Consider the following 17236-nt stretch of genomic DNA (forward strand, 5'->3'; position numbering starts at 1 on the left):
ACAGTAGAGTTCGGCTGCGTCAGCCCCCGAGCACCGAGGTACCGGCCGTGACCCTCGCCCCACCCGAACAGCCCGCCCCGCCTGCGGTGACCGTCGTAGGGATCGGCGCCGACGGCTGGCCGGGACTGTCCGGGCCGGCCCGCGAGGCGCTCGCCGCCGCGCAGGTGCTGATCGGTGGCGGGCGGCAGCTCGACCTGCTCCCGCCGTCGTGCGCGGGGCGCCGGGTGCCGTGGCCGTCGCCGCTGCGGCCCGCCGTCCCCGGCCTGCTCGCCGCACACGCGGGCAGCAGGATCGCCGTCCTGGCCAGCGGCGACCCCATGTTCTACGGCATCGGCCGGGCCCTGACCGAAGTACTGGGCGCCACCGCGCTGAGCGTCCTGCCGCACCCCTCCTCCGTCTCCTACGCCTGCGCCCGCGTCGGCTGGCCGCTGGAGGACACCGAGGTCGTCACCCTGGTCGGCCGCCCCACCGCCCGGCTGGCCGCCGCCCTCCACGACGGCCGACGGCTGCTGGTCCTCAGCGCCGACGCCACCACCCCCGCCGAGGTGGCCGGGCTGCTGCGCGAGCGGGGCTTCGGCCCGAGCCGGCTGCGCGTGCTCGAACAGCTCGGCGGCATGGACGAGGCCTGCACGGAGGGCACCGCGGACCACTGGCCGCACCCGCCGGGCGACCCGTTGAACATCGTCGCGGTCGAATGCCGCCGCGCCCCCGACGCCCTGCGCCTGGGCGCCGTCCCCGGCCTGCCCGACGAGGCGTACGAGCACGACGGGCAGCTCACCAAGCGCCATGTGCGGGCCGCCACCCTCGGGGTGCTCGCGCCCGCCCCCGGCGAACTCCTGTGGGACATCGGCGGAGGCTCGGGCTCCATCGCGATCGAATGGATGCGGACCCACCCGTCCTGCCGCGCGATCTCCGTGGAACGCGACCCGGCACGGGCGGAACGCATCATGCGCAACGCCGACCGCCTCGGGGTGCCCGCGCTGCGCGTCGTCACCGGCCGGGCCCCGGACGGCCTGGCCGCACTGCCCGCGCCCGACGCCGTGTTCATCGGCGGCGGACTGACCGCGCCCGGCCTCCTCGACGCCTGCTGGGAGGCACTGTCCGTCGGCGGCCGACTGGTCGCCAACACGGTCACGCTGGAGTCCGAGGCCCTGCTCGCCGGGGCGCACCGGCGGTACGGCGGCGAACTGGTCCGGCTCGCCGTCGCGCACGCCGTGCCGGTCGGCGGCTTCACCGGCTGGCGGCAGGCCATGCCGGTCACCCAGTGGTCCGTGCGCAAGAGCTCGACCAGTCCCGTCGCGGAACGCCCCGCACGGGTGTCCGCGGAAGATCCAGGAGACAACAGATGACCGTGTACTTCATCGGCGCGGGCCCGGGTGCGGCCGACCTGATCACCGTGCGCGGTGCCCGCACGCTCGCCGCCTGCGGGGTGTGCCTGTACGCGGGCAGCCTGGTGCCCCGCGAACTGCTCGCCGAATGCCCGCCGGACGCCCGCCTGGTGGACACCGCGCAGCTCGACATCGACCAGATCACCGCCGAACTGCTGGCCGCGCACGAGGCGGGCCACGACGTGGCCCGGCTGCACTCGGGCGACCCGTCGGTTTTCAGCGCGGTCAACGAGCAGATGCGGCGGCTCGACGAGGCCGGGGTGCCCTACGAGGTGGTGCCGGGAGTCCCCGCGTTCGCGGCCGCCGCCGCGGCGCTCAAGCGGGAACTGACCGTGCCGACCGTCGGCCAGACCGTCATCCTCACCCGGATCGCCCACCGCGCCACCGCCATGCCGGAGGGCGAGGACCTGGCCACGCTGGGCCGCAGCGGGGCCCTGATCGTGCTGCACCTCGCCGCCCGGTACGTGGACCGCGTCGTGGCGGAACTGCTGCCGCACTACGGGGCCGACTGCCCGGCCGCCGTCGTGGCGCTGGCCTCCCGCCCCGACGAGCTGATCCTGCGCGGGACCCTCGACGACATCGCGGAGCAGGTGAAGGCGGCGGGAGTGATCCGTACCGCCGTCATCATGGTCGGCCGCACGCTCGGTGCCGAGCAGTTCCGCGACAGCCACCTCTACTCGCCGGAACGGGAACGGCACGTCTGCTGACGTACGTCGGCAGACAGCAGGAGGGACAGAGGCCACCGGCCGGGCAGAGCCCGGGAGTTCGGCCGGCCCCGCTTTGGACGGCCCGACTTGCTTCGGACGGGCGGGCCCGCTTCGGACCTGCGGGCCAGCTCGGGACGGGCGGTCCCGCTCCGGACGGCCGTACGCGCTTCGGGTCGCCGGACCCGTTTCGGACCGGCGGCCCCGGAAGCCGTCAGCGCACGTCGCTGCGTCCGACGACCGTTCCCGCCCGGTCGATGCAGATGACATCGACGGCCACCGGGGCGCCCCGCAGCACCGACAGCGCCTGGTCCCGGGCCGCCACGGCCACCAGGTCCCCGAGCGGAACGCCCCGCTCCTGGCACGAACGGAGCGCGGCCAGACCCGTGTTCGCGGTCGCCACCTCGGCCGCCAGCTCCTCGTCCGCGCCCCCGAGCCGGGCCAGCCCGGCCAGGAACGGCTTGTCGACCTGGGACCGGGCCGAGTGCAGATCGAGGTGCCCGGCGGCCAGCTTCGACAGCTTGGCGAACCCGCCGCAGACGGTGAGCCGGTCCACCGGATGACGGCGTACGTACTTGAGCACCGCGCCCGCGAAGTCCCCCATGTCGAGCAGCGCGATCTCCGGCAGGCCGTACTCGTCCACCACGGTCCGCTCCGAGGTGGAGCCCGTGCACCCGGCCACGTGGGTGTGCCCGGCGGCACGGGCCACGTCCACGCCGCGCCGGATCGAGTCGATCCACGCCGAGCAGGAGTACGGCACCACCACCCCCGTCGTGCCCAGGATCGACAGGCCGCCCAGGATGCCGAGGCGCGGGTTCCAGGTGGAGCGGGCGAGCTCCTCGCCGTCGTCCACGGAGACGGTGACCTCGACGTCCCCCGAACCCCGGTGCTCCGCCGCGACCCGGGCGATGTGGTCGCGGATCATCTGCCGCGGCACGGGGTTGACCGCGGGCTCCCCGACGTCGAGCGGCAGGCCGGGCAGGGTGACGGTGCCCACGCCGGGCCCGGCCCGGAACACCACGCCCGCGCCCGGCGCCAGCCGCCGCACGGTGACCCGTACGAGGGCGCCGTGCGTCACGTCGGGATCGTCGCCCGCGTCCTTCACCACCCCGGCCGTGGCCCGGTCCGCCGCCAGTTCCTCCACGGCGAGCGCGAAGGCGGGCGTCTGCCCCTTGGGCAGGGTGATCGTCACCGGGTCGGGGAAGTCGCCGGTCAGCAGGGCCGTGTACGCGGCGGTGGCCGCCGCGGTCGCACAGGCCCCGGTGGTCCAGCCGGGCCGCAGACCGGTGTGTTTCAGTTGGGCGCTGCGCCCGCCCTTCGCCTCACTCATGGATGGATCCGATGCACGTACTCGTTCTCGGCGGGACCACGGAGGCCCGCCGCCTCGCCGAACTGCTGGTGGAGGTGGCCCCGGACGGGGGCCGGGTGACCAGTTCGCTCGCCGGTCGCGTGGCCGGGCCGAGGCTTCCGCCGGGCGAGGTCCGCATCGGCGGTTTCGGCGGCGTCGACGGGCTCGCCGCGTGGCTGCGCACGCACCGGGTGGACGCGCTCATCGATGCCACCCATCCTTTCGCCGGGACGATCAGTTTCAACGCGGCCGCTGCCGCCGCCGCGACCCATGTTCCCCTGCTGGCGCTGCGCCGCCCCGGCTGGGTGCCCGGTGACGGCGACGACTGGCATCCGGTCGATTCCCTGGCCGGGGCCGCGGCGGCCCTGCCCGCGCTGGGGCGGCGGGTCTTCCTCACGACCGGGCGGATGGGGATCGCCGCCTTCGCCGGACTGGAACCGCTGTGGTTCCTGATGCGCTCGGTGGACGCCCCCGACCCCGGCGTACCGCATCCCGCGCGGATGGAGGTCCTGCTCGACCGGGGCCCGTTCACGCTCGAAGGGGAACGCCGGCTGATCGACCGTCACCGCATCGACGTCCTCGTCACCAAGGACAGCGGGGGCGACGCCACGGCCCCCAAGCTCACCGCGGCCCGCGAGGCGGGCATCCCCGTGGTGGTGGTGCGAAGGCCGCCCGTGCCGCCGGGCGTGCCCGTCGTCGGGGCGCCGGAACCGGCCGTCGCCTGGCTGCGCGAACAGCCGACGACGCACTGGACCTGACCTGACCGGTCAGACCTGACTGGACCGGACCAAACCCGACTGGATCGGATCAGGCTGGACCGGACCAGGCCAGACCTGATCCGACCGGCCGCCGAACGGGTCCCGGCGGGCGGGCCGGGACCCGTCCACGCCCAGAGGCCGCCCGACAGGCGCTCAGCCCTCCGGGTAGCGGCGGGGCGTCCAGACGATCTGGTCGCCGTCCCCGTCGCCACGCCGTACCCACCGGGTCTGCGAGGAACCGACGAGCAGGATCGTCCGCATGTCCACCTCGGCGGGGTCGAGGTCGGCCAGGCGCACCGTCCGTACGCTCTCGGCCGGCCCGCCCACGTCCCGGCCCAGGACCACGGGGGTGTCCGGCGAGCGGTGTTCCAGCAGCAGGTCGCGGGCCTTGCCGACCTGCCAGGTCCGGCTGCGCGAGCCGGGGTTGTACAGCGCGAGCACCAGGTCCGCCGAGGCCGCCGCGCGCAGCCGCTCCGCGATCACCTCCCACGGCTTGAGCCGGTCGGAGAGCGATATCGTCGCGTAGTCGTGGCCCAGCGGCGCGCCCGCCCGCGCGGCGGCGGCGTTGGCCGCCGTCACCCCCGGCAGCACCCGCACCGGCACCTGGGCGTACTCGTCCTGCGACGCCACTTCGAGGACGGCCGTCGCCATGGCGAAGACCCCCGGGTCGCCGCCGGACACCACGGCCACCCGCCGTCCGCGCCGGGCCAGGTCGAGGGCGAACTCGGCCCGCTCCGACTCGACCTTGTTGTCCGAGCCGTGGCGCACCTGCCCCGGCCGGACCGGCACCCGGTCCAGGTAGGTGGTGTAGCCGACCAGGTCGTCGGCGGCGGCCAGCGCCCCGCGCGTCTCGGGCGTCAGCCACAGCGGGCCGGCGGGCCCGGTGCCGACGACGGTCACCTCGCCGCCGTCCGAGGCGTTCCCCGGCCGCGGCGCGTCGACGCGGCTGGGCAGGACCGCGACCGCGAAGTACGGCACCGACTCGGGGTCGACCCCGGCCAGTTCGGCCCGGCGCTCCCCGGCCATCGTGGCGCGCTCGACGTAGCGTGCCTCGGGCAGTCGCCCGGACGCCTCGAAGGCCCGGCGCACGGCGGGGAAGGTGCGCCCCAGCTTCATGACCACGGCCGCGTCGGTGGCGGCGAGCCGGGCGGTCAGCTCCTCCTCCGGCAGCGTGCCGGGCAGGATCGTCAGCACCTCCTCGCCCTCGACGAGCGGGGTGCCGAGCCGGGCCGCGGCGGCGCTGACCGAGGTCACCCCCGGGATCACCTCGGTCGGGTAGCGGTCGGCGAGCCGCTTGTGCATGTGCATGTACGAGCCGTAGAAGAGCGGGTCGCCCTCGGCAAGCACCGCGACCGTGCGGCCGGCGTCGAGGTGCTCCGCCAGGCGCGCCGCCGCCTCCGTGTAGAACTCCTCCATCGCGCCCCGGTAGCCGCCCGGGTGGTCCGTGGTCTCCGTCGTGACGGGGTAGACCAGCGGTTCCTCGATGTGGTCGGCGCGGATGTGCTTCGCCGCGATGGACCGGGCGATGGACCGCCCGTGCCGGGCGCTGTGGTACGCGACGACATCGGCCTCGGCGATGATCTCCACCGCGCGCACGGTCATCAGGGCCGGGTCGCCGGGGCCGAGCCCGACCCCGTACAGCCGGCCCGTCTTCTGCTCGCTCACGGTCACTCTTCCTCGCTGGCGATGGCGTTGAGGGCGGCCGCCGCCATGGCGCTGCCACCGCGTCGGCCGCGCACGATCAGGTGGTCCAGTGCGGACGGGTGCGCGGCCAGGGCGTCCTTGGACTCGGCCGCGCCGATGAAGCCGACGGGCACCCCGATGACGGCCGCTGGGCGGGGTGCGCCCTCCTCGATCATTTCGAGCAGCCGGAACAGGGCGGTCGGCGCGTTCCCGACGGCGACGACCGAACCCTCCAGCCGGTCGCGCCACAGCTCCAGGGCGGCGGCGCTGCGGGTGGTGCCCAGCTCGGCCGCGAGACCGGGCACCGCCGGGTCGGACAGGGTGCACACCACTTCGTTCGCCGCGGGCAGCCGCTTGCGGGTGACACCGCTGGCGACCATGGCCACGTCGCACAGGATGGGCGCGCCGGCCCGCAGCGCCGCACGGGCACGGGACACCACGTCCGGGCTGAAAGCGAGATCGCGTACGAGGTCGACCATGCCGCAGGCGTGGATCATGCGGACCGCGACCTGGCTCACATCGGCGGGCAGACCGGACAGGTCCGCCTCTGCGCGGATCGTGGCGAAGGACTGGCGGTAGATCGCCGGTCCGTCCTTCTCGTACTCGTGCACGGCTTTTTCGCTCTCTTCAGGGGGACATGGGTCACGCGGTCATCGAGGTCACGGGGTCATGGGGGCATGGAACGGTCGGGTCCGGATGCGGTGGTGTCGTCGGTCAGATGGGCAGACCGCGCGTGCCCCGGGCCGCCGCCACCGCGGCGGCGAGCCCGCCCGAGCCGCTGAGGCCGTCCGAGCCGCCTGAGCTGCCGGAGTCGCCCGAGCTGTTGGGAACGTCGTACGGGACCTGCTGCCGCCCCACCTCCCGCACGAGGTTTTGGGCGGTGTCCCGCACGAGGGAGATCCGGTATTCGTCGGGGCCTGCGACGACGTCGACCCACTCGCCCCGGGGGTGCCCGCACCGGCGCTCGCAGCCGGACCAGTACACGGGCAGAGCCCCCACGGGCCCCAGTACGGCCGCCGCGTCGGCCCGCACGTCGGCCAGCGACTTCGCACAGCCAGGCCGCCCGATGCAGGCGCCCACCCCGGTCCAGGGGGAGTCGGGGCCGGTGACGAGGCCGACGGCAGCCAGTCCGTCCAGCAGTTGGGGGGCCCGTCGCCGGTCCGCCCCGGGGACGACGATCCCGCGCCACGGGGTCAGGCGCAGTTCGTCACCGCTGCGGTGGGCCGCGTCCGTCAGCGCCCGCCACTGCTCGGCGGTGATGCGCCCCAGGGGCGCGCCCACGGACAACGCGGCCGTGCCGTACGGGGAGTTCACGATGCCCACCGCGGGGCCGGTGCGGCCGGTGGGTACTTGAGGGGTGCTGGGGGCACGGGAGCCGAGAGTGTCCCGGGTGGCGTCGAGCCCTGCCCGCCGCAGACGTTCGGCGATCTCGGCGTGGAGGTCATCGGCGCCGCCGGGCAGCTCCGCCACCCGCCATGCGCCGTGGGCGCGCGCCCGTTCCAGGAACGCCCCGGCGGCGACGAGGGCGGCCTGCGGCGCCCGTTCGCCGGGGACCCGGATGGTGGCCCGTGCCGTGCCGATCCGCAGCAGCGCGGTCCCGTCCCCCTGTGCGATCAGTGTCACATCGGCGCCGAGCGCCGCCACGTCGCCGCGGCCGTCGTCGAGGGCGAAGAGGAACCGGCCGGACAGGCCCGCCGTTTCGTCGTCGGCGCACAGCAGCGCGTCCAGCCCGGACAGCCAGGGACGGACGTCCCCCGCCCCCGAGTCGTCGAGGCCCGACAACGGCGAGGCCACCACGTTGCGTATCCGCTCGTGGCGGGCGGAGGGCAACAGCCCCGCACCGCCCAGCCGACGGGCCAACTCGGCCCCGCAGTCCGGGCCCAGGCCGCGCAGCTGCACGTTGCCGCGCGAAGTGAGATGCAACTCACCGTCGCCAAGCTCCTCGGCCGCCCTTCCCAGCGCGTCCGCCTGAGCCGCGCTCAGCACACCGCCGGGGACGCGGACCCGGGCCAGCGCGCCGTCGTCCGCGCCGTGCAGCCGCAGAGTGCCGGGGCAGGCGTCGTCGCGGCCCCGGGGAGAAGGGTCTCCCGGGGGCGGGGACGGAGCGACCGGCGAAGACATGGCGGCGAGCATACCGACCGCCCCATCGGAACCGTATGTCCCCATGTCCCCCGATGACCGACCGCCCCGGCCCAGCGCTCCGGCCCCCCGCCCCCGGTCACCGCCCCGGACCCCACCCCCCGGTCACCGGTCGGCCGTACTATGCCCCGGGGGTGTTCGTGGTGCCCCGCCCCGGCGGCGGGGCACCACGAACACCCCCACCGACGGGCCATCCGGCACGTCGACAGGGGAGGAAGCCCGGTGAGAATCCGGCGCGGTCCCGCCACTGTGAGTCCGGCCCACCGGCCGGGCGAGTCAGGAACTCCCTTCCCCGAGCGCTCGGCCCGTGCCGAGCGCAGGGGAGACCCATTCCGACACCGCCCGGGGCGTGGACACCCCGAGGAAGGCCAGACGCCGCATGATCCTGCTCCTGTCGACGTCCGACACCGACCTGCTCAGCGCCCGCGCCTCGGACGGGCCGGTCGCCTACCGCTTCGCCAATCCCTCCCGGCTCCCGCTCCAGGACCTGCCGGAACTCCTGGAGGGCGCCGAACTGGTCGTCGTCCGTCTTCTCGGCGGGGTACGCGCCTGGCAGGACGGTCTCGACCAGGTACTCGCCACCGGCCGCCCCGTGGTCGTCCTCACCGGTGAACAGGCCCCCGACGCCCAGCTGATGGCCGCCTCGACGGTGCCCATCGGCATCGCCGCCGAGGCCCACGCGTACCTGGCTCACGGCGGCCCGGCCAACCTGGACCAGCTCGCCCGCTTCCTCTCCGACACCGTCCTGCTCACCGGCCACGGCTTCGAGCCGCCCGCCCCGGCACCCTCCTGGGGGCCGCTGGAGCGCACGCCCCGGCGCACGGACGGCCCGACGGTCGCGGTCCTCTACTACCGCGCCCACCACATGAGCGGCAACACCGCGTTCGTCGACACCCTGTGCCGCGCCGTCGAGGACGCGGGCGGCCGGCCCCTGCCGCTGTACGTCGCCTCGCTGCGCACCCCCGAACCCGAACTCGTCGAGGCGCTGCGCGACGCCGACGCGATCGTGACCACCGTTCTCGCCGCGGGCGGCACCCGGCCCGCCGAGGCGTCGGCGGGCGGCGACGACGAGTCCTGGGACGCGGGCGCCCTCACCGGCCTCGACGTACCCGTCCTCCAGGCGCTCTGCCTCACCGGCTCGCGCACCGACTGGGAGGACAACGACGAGGGCGTCTCCCCGCTGGACGCCGCGAGCCAGATCGCCGTCCCCGAGTTCGACGGCCGCCTGATCACGGTGCCGTTCTCGTTCAAGGAGATCGACGCGGACGGCCTGCCCGTGTACGTCGCCGACCCCGAGCGCGCCGCCCGCGTCGCCGGGATCGCCGTGCGGCACGCCCGGCTGCGCCACATCCCGGCCGCCGAGAAGCGGATCGCGCTCGTCCTGTCCGCGTACCCGACCAAGCACTCCCGGATCGGCAACGCCGTCGGCCTCGACACCCCCGCCAGCGCCGTCGCCCTGCTGCGCCGCCTCCGGGAGGAGGGGTACGACTTCGGTCCGGAGGAGGTCCCCGGCCTCGCCTCGGGCGACGGCGACGAGCTGATCCGCGCGCTGATCGAGGCGGGCGGCCACGACCAGGAGTGGCTCACCGAGGAGCAGTTGGCCCGCAACCCGGTCCGCATCCCGGCCGCCGACTACCGGCGCTGGTACGCGACCCTGCCGGCCGAACTCCGCGAGGCCGTCGAACGGCACTGGGGGCCCGCCCCCGGCGAGATGTTCCTCGACCGCTCCCGCAACCCGGAGGGCGACATCGTCCTCGCCGCCCTGCGCCGCGGCAATCTGCTGATCCTCATCCAGCCGCCGCGCGGCTTCGGCGAGAACCCGATCGCGATCTACCACGACCCGGACCTGCCGCCCTCGCACCACTACCTGGCCGCCTACCGCTGGATCGCCGCCCCGGCCGACGACAACGGCTTCGGCGCCGACGCGATGATCCACCTCGGCAAGCACGGCAACCTGGAATGGCTGCCCGGCAAGAACGCCGGCCTCTCCGCCGCCTGCGGCCCCGACGCCGCGCTCGGCGACCTCCCGCTGATCTACCCGTTCCTGGTCAACGACCCGGGCGAGGGGACCCAGGCCAAGCGCCGCGTGCACGCCACACTCGTGGACCACCTCGTACCGCCGATGGCACGCGCCGACAGCTACGGGGACATCGCCCGCCTCGAACAACTCCTGGACGAACACGCCCAGATCGCCGCGATGGACCCGGCGAAGCTCCCGGCGATCCGCGCCCAGATCTGGACCCTGATCCAGGCCGCCAAGCTCGACCACGACCTGGGCATCGAGGACCGTCCCGAGGACGAGGGCTTCGACGACTTCATCATGCATCTCGACGGCTGGCTCTGCGAGATCAAGGACGTCCAGATCCGCGACGGCCTGCACGTCCTGGGCGGCGCCCCCGCCGGCGCCGACCGGGTCAACCTGGTGCTCGCGATCCTGCGGGCCCGTCAGATCTGGGGCGGTACGGCCGCGTTGCCGGGGCTGCGCGAGGCCCTCGGGCTCGACGAGTCCGCCGCGACCCGCGTCACCGCCGACGAGACCGAGGAACGGGCCCGCGCACTGGTCCAGGCGATGGAGGACGCCGACTGGTCCCCGGACGCCGTCGAGGGGGTGGCGGCCGGGCACCCGCGGGCCGTCGCCGACATCCTCGCCTTCGCCGCCCGCGAGGTCGTACCGAGACTGGCCGCCACGACCGACGAACTCGACCACGCCCTCCACGCGCTGGACGGCGGATTCGTCCCCGCCGGCCCCTCGGGCTCCCCGCTGCGCGGCCTGGTCAATGTGCTGCCGACCGGGCGCAACTTCTACTCCGTCGACCCCAAGGCGGTGCCCTCCCGGCTCGCCTGGGAGACCGGCCAGGCCCTCGCGGACTCGCTCCTGGAGCGCTACCGCGCCGACAACGGCGACTGGCCCACCTCGGTGGGGCTGTCGCTGTGGGGCACCAGCGCGATGCGCACCGCGGGCGACGACGTAGCGGAGGCCCTCGCGCTCCTCGGCGTCCGTCCGGTGTGGGACGACGCCTCGCGACGCGTCACCGGCCTGGAGGCGATCCCGCCGGCCGAACTGGGCCGTCCGCGCATCGACGTCACCCTCCGCATCAGCGGTTTCTTCCGTGACGCCTTCCCGCACACCATCGGCCTCCTCGACGACGCGGTCCGCCTCGTCGCCGCCCTGGACGAGCCGGACGAGCAGAACCACGTACGCGCCCACACCCGGGCCGACCTGGCGGCCCACGGCGACGAACGTCGCGCCACCACCCGCATCTTCGGCTCCCGCCCCGGCACGTACGGCGCCGGCCTGCTCCAGCTCATCGACTCCCGGGACTGGCGCACCGACGCGGACCTCGCCGAGGTCTACACGGTCTGGGGCGGCTACGCCTACGGGCGCGAACTGGACGGCCGCCCGGCCCGCGAGGAGATGGAGACGGCGTACAAGCGGATCGCGGTCGCGGCCAAGAACACCGACACCCGCGAGCACGACATCGCCGACTCGGACGACTACTTCCAGTACCACGGCGGCATGGTCGCCACCGTCCGTGCGCTGCGCGGCACCGCCCCGGAGGCGTACATCGGCGACTCCACCCGCCCCGAGACGGTCCGCACCCGCACCCTGGTCGAGGAGACGTCCCGGGTCTTCCGCGCCCGGGTGGTGAACCCCAAGTGGATCGAGGCGATGCGGCGGCACGGCTACAAGGGCGCCTTCGAACTCGCCGCCACCGTCGACTACCTCTTCGGCTACGACGCGACGACGGGCGTGGTCGCCGACTGGATGTACGACAAGCTCACCGAGACGTACGTCCTGGACCCGACCAACCGCGAGTTCCTCCGGCAGGCCAACCCCTGGGCCCTGCACGGCATCGCGGAACGCCTCCTGGAAGCGGAGTCCCGGGGCATGTGGGCCGAGCCCGACCCGAAGACCCTCGCCGCCCTGCGCGAGGTGTACCTGGAGACGGAGGGCAATCTGGAGGGCGAGGACTGACCTCCTCGTACGCGCCCGGGGCCGCCCGTTCCCCCGGGCGGCCCCGCCGGCGGGCACACGTCGCCTGCTCAGCCGACGTTCCGGGCGCAGGCCGCGACCGCCGTGATCAGCCGGTGGTTCTCGGGCGCGCCTCCGCCTCCGCCGAACGAGAACCGCCGACGGGTGCAGCTGTAGGCGATCTTGCTGTCGGGATCGGCGAAGGCCTGCGCGCCGACCGCCCCGCTGTGCCCGAACGCGCGGGCACCCAGCACCGGGTAGCGCACGCTCTGCGCCTCGAAGCCGAGCAGAAAGTGTCCCTCGGATCGCCGCCGAGGCAGGCGTCTCCAAGGTGACCGTGTACAACCACTTCGGCAGCAAGGAGGGCCTGTTCGCCGAGGTGATCGGCGACGCCCTGGAACAGGCACTGGGGGAGACCGCCCAGGCGATGGGCCGCCGGCTCCAGGGGGACGAGGGCATCCGGGAGGTCCTGGTCGCCACCGCCCGCGGGTGGGTGCAGGGCGTCGCCCAGGAGGAGGTGCTGGCGCTGCGCGCCCTGATCGCCGCCGAGGCCCGCCGCTTCCCCCGGCTGGGCCGCGCCTGGCGGGAACAGGGCCCGGAGCGCTTCGCGGAACCGCTCGGCGCCGCCCTGCGCGCCTGCCCGGAGCTGGAGATCCCCGACATGGAGGTGGCGATCATCCAGTTCTACGCCCTCGTGCTGTACCCCCACGTCGTCCACAGCACCTACGGCGACCGCCTGTCGCCGACGCTGACGGAGCAGCTGATCGAGCGGGGCGTGGACATGTTCCTGGGGTACTACCGGGCCGGATAGAAAGGAAGCGCCGCCCGCTCGGCATGCAGGTCCGGAACCGATCCGTATGCCGCCCGGCTTCTCCCGCGAAAAGAGGAACACGGCCGAGATCTTCCCGGACGGCTCCCGAAATGACCCCGGAAACCACTCAAGGGCCCGACCCGCTCTCGCGGATCAGGCCCCTGACCTGGTATTTCAGCTGTCGGGGTGGCGGGATTTGAACCCACGACCTCTTCGTCCCGAACGAAGCGCGCTGCCAAGCTGCGCTACACCCCGATCGCCGCCGGTTTCCCGGCGACATCGATTACTTTAGCCCACCCGCGCCCACAGACGAAATCCGGTTTTCGCACCGCTGACCGGGGACGGGGCCGGGGCGCTCAGTCCCGGGCCGTCAGGGTCAGCAGGGTCGCCTCGGGCGGGCAGGCGAAGCGGACCGGGGTGTAGCGGTTGGTGCCGCAGCCTGCGGAGACGTGGAGGTAGGCGCGGTTGTCCCCGGCGGAGTGGGTGGACAGGCCCTTGACCCGGTCCGTGTCCAGGTCGCAGTTGGTGACCAGGGCGCCGTAGAAGGGGATGCAGAGCTGACCGCCGTGGGTGTGGCCGGCCAGGATCAGGGGGTAGCCGTCCCTGGTGAAGGCGTCCAGGGAGCGCAGGTAGGGGGCGTGGACCACGCCGATGGAGAGGTCGGCGCCCGTCTCGGGGCCGCCGGCCACCTCCGCGTAGCGGTCGCGCTTGATGTGCGGGTCGTCCAGGCCGGTGAAGGCGAGCTCCAGGCCGTCGACCTTGAGGTGGCCCCGGGCGTTGGACAGGCCCAGCCAGCCCGCCTCGTCGAAGGCGTCGCGCATCGGCTCCCACGGGTTGTGGACGACACCGACCGCGGGCGCGTTCCCGTTGAGGCCGTGCTTGCCCCGGGCCTTCTCCACCAGGTAGCGGGCGGGGTTGCGGAGCTTGGGGCCGTAGTAGTCGTTGGAGCCGAAGACGTACACGCCCGGGAACTCCATCAGCGGACCGAGCGCGTCGAGCAGCTCGGGCACCGCCTCGGGGTCGGAGAGGTTGTCGCCGGTGTTCACGACGAAGTCCGGACGCAGGCCGGCCAGCGACTGCAGCCAGGCGCGCTTCTTGCGCTGTCCGCTCACCATGTGGATGTCGGAGACCTGGAGCACGCGCAACGGCCGTGCCCCGTGCGGGAGTACGGGGACGGCGATCCGTCGCAGACGGAACGAGCGGGCCTCGAACCCGGCCGCGTAGGCGAGGCCGGCCGCGCCGATCGCCGCACCGACTGCCGTGACTTTCAGAGGTACTCCGTAGCGTGCGCGCATGTGCCCATCGTCGCAGACACCGCACGGCGAGCAGAAAACCGGCGGGCGCGGGCTGCCCCGTACCTGCCACAATCAGCACATGACCACGCTCAAGTCCAGGCTCAAGGAAGACCTCACCTCCGCCATGAAGGCGCGTGACGAGCTGACCTCGTCCACGCTCCGGCTGACCCTCACCGCCATCACGAAGGAGGAGGTCAGCGGCAAGTCGGCGCGTGAGCTCTCCGACGACGAGGTGCAGAAGGTGATCGCCAGGGAGGCGAAGAAGCGCCGCGAGGCGGCCGAAGCCTTCGCCCAGGGCGGCCGGGCCGAGCAGGCCGAGCGCGAGAAGGCGGAGGGTGCGATTCTCGACGCGTACCTGCCCAAGCAGCTGAGCGACGACGAGCTGGGCGCGATCGTGGCCGCCGCCGTCGAGGAGGCCAGGGCCGCCGGGGCCGAGGGGCCGCGCGCGATGGGTGCCGTCATGAAGATCGTGAACCCGAAGGTCGCGGGGCGCGCGGACGGCGGCCGGGTGGCCGCCGCGGTGAAGAAGAACCTCGCGGGCTGACCCCGCCCCGGCCCGCGCACGGCCGGACGATACGAGGGTGGGCCCCGGACCGATGCCGGTCCGGGGCCCACCCTCGTTCGTGCCGTGTACGTACGGCCGTACGGCCGTACGGCCGTACGGCTCAGGGACCCTGCGTGCCGCCGTTGGTCCGGCCGCGGTGGCCGCCGCCGTTGTTGCCGCCGATCAGGTCCGGCGAGATGGTGATGCCGGGGAACGGGGTCTTGCCGCCGGGCTTCTTGCCACCCGGACCCGGCCTTCCCCGGTCGTCGCCCCGGTCCCGGTCACCCCGGTCCTCGTCCCCTTCCTCGTCCTTCGCCGGGTCGGGGATGTCCACCGTGGTGAAGGGGGGAGCGGCCACACCGGCGAGGGCGCCCGTCATCGCGTCGCGCCAGATGGGACCGGGGACCTGTCCGCCGTACACCTTGTCCTGGTACACGCCACCGATCGTGATGCGTTCCATCTCGACGCTCTGGGACGGGCTGCCGACCCAGACCGCGCCGGACATGTTCGGCGTGTACCCGACGAACCAGGCGTTCTTGCGGGCGTCGGTCGTACCGGTCTTGCCCGCGTTGTCGCGGCTCTGGAGACCCGCCTCCTGACCGGTACCGGAGTCGACCACTCCGCGCAGCAGGGTGTTGATCGTGTCGGCCGTGGTCTGGGCCATGGCCTGCGAGCAGGAGGTCCGGGGGACGGGGAGCGAGCTGCCGTCCGCCTTCTTGACCGACAGGACGGCGATCGGCGTGCAGTACGTGCCGCGGTTGGCGAAGGCGGCGTACGCGCTCGCCATCGTCAGCGGCGACAGACCGTTGGAGCCGAGGGTCAGCGTGGACGGGTTCTGCGGCAGCTTGGTGCCGTCGCCCTGCACCACGCCCAGCTTGTCGGTCATCTTCGAGACCGGGCACATGCCGATGTCCTGGAGCATCTGGACGAAGTAGGTGTTGACCGACTTCTCCATCGCTTCCCGCAGCGCGTACGGGCCCTTCTCGGACTCGCTCTCGTTCTCCACGTGATACTTCGGCACGCCGTCGTTGACCCACGGCTTCCCGCAGGACTGCACCGTGTCCGGGTAGTCCATGTCGTACGGCGACGAGTAGACCTGGGTGGCCGGCTTGCCGCCCTCTATGGCGGCGGCGGCGAGGAACGGCTTGAACGTCGAACCGGTCGGGAAGCCGTAGTTCGAGCCGCCCATGCTCTTGTTGACCGAGTAGTTGTACTGCGTCTCGTTGGGCCCGAAGCCGTACGGCTTGGACTGGCCCATTCCCATGATCCGGCCGGTGCCCGGCTGGACCAGGGTGACGGCCGTCGCGACCTTGTCCGTCTTGTAGACGTGGTTCTTGATCGAGTCCTGCACCGACTGCTGGGACTGCGGGTCGAGCGTCGTCCGGATCGTCAGGCCGCCCTGGTTCCAGATCTTGGCCCGGTCCTCCTTGGTCTTGCCGAAGACCGGGTCGTTGAGGAAGACCTGGCGCACGTAGTCGCAGAAGAAGCCGGCGCCGTTGACGGCGGTGATGCAGCCGTTCTGCGGCTTCTTGACCTTCAGCTTGATCGGGTTCGCCTTCGCCTTGTCGGCCTCGGCCTGCGAGATGTCCCCGACGTCCGCCATGCGCTGGAGGACGGTGTTGCGGCGCTTGGTCGCCTCGGCCGCGTCATTGACCGGGTCGTAGCGGCTCGGCGACTGCACGACGCCGGCCAGCAGCGCGGACTCCTCCAGGGTCAGGTCCTTCGCCGACTTGGAGAAGTAGCGCCGGGAGGCGGCCTCGATGCCGTACGCCTGCTGGCCGAAGAAGGTGATGTTGAGGTAGTTCTCCAGGATCTTCTTCTTGCCGAGTTCCTCCTCGACCTGGATCGCGTACTTCAACTCCTGGATCTTGCGGCCCATGGTCTGCTGGGTGGCCTGCGCGACCTTGTCCGGGTCGTCGCCCGCCTCCTCGACGAAGACGTTCTTCACGTACTGCTGGGTGAGGGTCGAGGCGCCCTGCGCGGTCCCGCCCGCCTGCACGTTGCGGTTCAGCGCGCGCAGGATGCCCTTGAGGTCGATCGCCCCGTGCTTGTAGAAGCGGGCGTCCTCGATGGCCACGATCGCCTTCTGCATGTACGGCGAGATGTCCTTCAGGGGCACCACCGTGCGGTCGCGCGAGTACACCGAGGCGATCATGCCGCCCTTGCTGTCCAGGATCGTGGTGCGCTGACTCAGCGGCGGGGTCTTGAGGTTGGCCGGGATCTCGTCGAACCCCTCGACCGTCCCCTTGGTGGCGAGCCCCAGTGCTCCGGCGGCCGGCAGCGCGATGCCCGCGAGCACGACTCCGGAGAGTGCGGCGACACCGAGGAACTTGGCGGCCTGCTGGGTCGTCGAGAGACCCCCGCCCGAGCGCTTCTTTGGCATGGGGGCAGCCTACGTTCTCATTCGCCGGACACACGTATATGCCTTGGCCTAAGCTGCTCCCAACTGTCACAGCAGTCCGGTTTCGCATCAACCCCCGTGCACGGCCCGGCCACGAATCAAGGCGCACCCGAATTCGCCTCGTGTGTCATTGAAAGTCCGTTGTGATCCAGGTGAACTGTCCTTATTTCACCTGGATAGTCGCGCATGTCC

The 17236-nt window shown here is 73.1% G+C and carries 13 protein-coding genes, 1 tRNA gene and 1 riboswitch; of the genes, 6 read left to right on the top strand and 8 right to left on the bottom strand.

The annotated features are described in order from the left end of the window. Positions 1–47 precede the first annotated feature (47 nt). Together cbiE and cobM are read left to right on the top strand one after the other, a co-directional pair. A complete protein-coding gene (gene cbiE, locus ACWCXX_RS10300; RefSeq protein WP_451125907.1) occupies positions 48–1349 on the top strand; it encodes a precorrin-6y C5,15-methyltransferase (decarboxylating) subunit CbiE in 1302 nt (433 codons plus the stop codon). Then, positions 1346–2095, top strand: a complete 750-nt coding sequence (cobM, locus tag ACWCXX_RS10305; RefSeq protein WP_451125908.1) for a precorrin-4 C(11)-methyltransferase — start codon at positions 1346–1348, stop codon at positions 2093–2095. Before cbiE ends, cobM begins: the two co-directional genes overlap by 4 nt. Before the next feature lie 211 nt (positions 2096–2306). Here the strand turns inward: cobM and ACWCXX_RS10310 are convergent, their stop codons facing one another. Continuing rightward, entirely contained in the window at positions 2307–3422 is a 1116-nt protein-coding gene (locus ACWCXX_RS10310; protein WP_451125909.1) for a cobalt-precorrin-5B (C(1))-methyltransferase, read from the bottom strand. A gap of 11 nt (positions 3423–3433) precedes the next feature. On the opposite strand from ACWCXX_RS10310, the gene ACWCXX_RS10315 reads away from it, so the two are divergent. After that, the gene (locus ACWCXX_RS10315) at positions 3434–4198 is read left to right on the top strand and encodes a cobalt-precorrin-6A reductase (protein WP_451125910.1); all 765 of its coding nucleotides are present in this window, start codon (positions 3434–3436) and stop codon (positions 4196–4198) included. 153 nt (positions 4199–4351) lie between these two features. Here ACWCXX_RS10315 and ACWCXX_RS10320 read toward each other — a convergent pair whose 3' ends face one another. The 3 genes from ACWCXX_RS10320 to ACWCXX_RS10330 all read right to left on the bottom strand — a co-directional run bounded on the left by ACWCXX_RS10320 (position 4352) and on the right by ACWCXX_RS10330 (position 8014). Beyond that, positions 4352–5869: a precorrin-2 C(20)-methyltransferase gene (locus tag ACWCXX_RS10320; RefSeq protein ID WP_451125911.1), complete on the bottom strand. Its 1518-nt coding sequence runs from the start codon at positions 5867–5869 to the stop codon at positions 4352–4354. Continuing rightward, complete coding sequence (locus ACWCXX_RS10325; protein ID WP_451125912.1) at positions 5866–6492, bottom strand: precorrin-8X methylmutase; 627 nt, start codon at positions 6490–6492, stop codon at positions 5866–5868. The genes ACWCXX_RS10320 and ACWCXX_RS10325 overlap by 4 nt, the downstream gene beginning before the upstream one ends. 103 nt (positions 6493–6595) lie before the next feature. Then, on the bottom strand, positions 6596–8014 hold the full coding sequence (locus ACWCXX_RS10330) for a precorrin-3B synthase (protein ID WP_451125913.1): 1419 nt from the start codon (positions 8012–8014) through the stop codon (positions 6596–6598). A gap of 217 nt (positions 8015–8231) precedes the next feature. Continuing rightward, positions 8232–8306, top strand: a riboswitch (cobalamin riboswitch). A gap of 93 nt (positions 8307–8399) precedes the next feature. Between ACWCXX_RS10330 and cobN the strand changes: the two genes are divergently transcribed. Further along, the gene (cobN, locus tag ACWCXX_RS10335) at positions 8400–11996 is read left to right on the top strand and encodes a cobaltochelatase subunit CobN (RefSeq protein ID WP_451125914.1); all 3597 of its coding nucleotides are present in this window, start codon (positions 8400–8402) and stop codon (positions 11994–11996) included. Between the two features lie 68 nt (positions 11997–12064). Here cobN and ACWCXX_RS10340 read toward each other — a convergent pair whose 3' ends face one another. Further along, positions 12065–12259, bottom strand: a complete 195-nt coding sequence (locus tag ACWCXX_RS10340; protein ID WP_451125915.1) for a hypothetical protein — start codon at positions 12257–12259, stop codon at positions 12065–12067. A 65-nt stretch (positions 12260–12324) separates the two neighbouring features. On the opposite strand from ACWCXX_RS10340, the gene ACWCXX_RS10345 reads away from it, so the two are divergent. Beyond that, positions 12325–12804 carry a TetR/AcrR family transcriptional regulator C-terminal domain-containing protein gene (locus ACWCXX_RS10345; protein WP_451125916.1) on the top strand — a complete coding sequence of 160 codons (480 nt, stop codon included), beginning with the start codon at positions 12325–12327 and terminating at the stop codon, positions 12802–12804. A gap of 181 nt (positions 12805–12985) precedes the next feature. Here the strand turns inward: ACWCXX_RS10345 and ACWCXX_RS10350 are convergent. After that, a tRNA-Pro gene (locus tag ACWCXX_RS10350) sits at positions 12986–13059 on the bottom strand. A 101-nt stretch (positions 13060–13160) separates the two neighbouring features. Beyond that, positions 13161–14099, bottom strand: a complete 939-nt coding sequence (locus ACWCXX_RS10355) for a metallophosphoesterase (protein ID WP_451125917.1) — start codon at positions 14097–14099, stop codon at positions 13161–13163. Positions 14100–14178: 79 nt separating this feature from the next. On the opposite strand from ACWCXX_RS10355, the gene ACWCXX_RS10360 reads away from it, so the two are divergent. Further along, positions 14179–14643 (top strand): GatB/YqeY domain-containing protein, encoded by a 465-nt coding sequence (locus ACWCXX_RS10360; RefSeq protein ID WP_451125918.1) that lies wholly within the window; start codon positions 14179–14181, stop codon positions 14641–14643. A gap of 121 nt (positions 14644–14764) precedes the next feature. Here the strand turns inward: ACWCXX_RS10360 and ACWCXX_RS10365 are convergent, their stop codons facing one another. Further along, on the bottom strand, positions 14765–17026 hold the full coding sequence (locus ACWCXX_RS10365) for a transglycosylase domain-containing protein (RefSeq protein WP_451125919.1): 2262 nt from the start codon (positions 17024–17026) through the stop codon (positions 14765–14767). Positions 17027–17236 lie beyond the last annotated feature (210 nt).

It is taken from the genome of Streptomyces sp. NPDC001732 (assembly GCF_053596315.1).

Bases quoted from the DNA above. Each gene is read 5' to 3' on its own strand.
- cobM (WP_451125908.1), top strand. From the start codon at position 1,346: ATGACCGTGTACTTCATCGGCGCGGGCCCGGGTGCGGCCGACCTGATC.
- ACWCXX_RS10310 (WP_451125909.1), bottom strand. From the start codon at position 3,422: ATGAGTGAGGCGAAGGGCGGGCGCAGCGCCCAACTGAAACACACCGGT.
- ACWCXX_RS10315 (WP_451125910.1), top strand. From the start codon at position 3,434: ATGCACGTACTCGTTCTCGGCGGGACCACGGAGGCCCGCCGCCTCGCC.
- ACWCXX_RS10330 (WP_451125913.1), bottom strand. From the start codon at position 8,014: ATGCTCGCCGCCATGTCTTCGCCGGTCGCTCCGTCCCCGCCCCCGGGA.
- cobN (WP_451125914.1), top strand. From the start codon at position 8,400: ATGATCCTGCTCCTGTCGACGTCCGACACCGACCTGCTCAGCGCCCGC.
- ACWCXX_RS10355 (WP_451125917.1), bottom strand. From the start codon at position 14,099: ATGCGCGCACGCTACGGAGTACCTCTGAAAGTCACGGCAGTCGGTGCG.
- ACWCXX_RS10360 (WP_451125918.1), top strand. From the start codon at position 14,179: ATGACCACGCTCAAGTCCAGGCTCAAGGAAGACCTCACCTCCGCCATG.
- ACWCXX_RS10365 (WP_451125919.1), bottom strand. From the start codon at position 17,026: ATGCCAAAGAAGCGCTCGGGCGGGGGTCTCTCGACGACCCAGCAGGCC.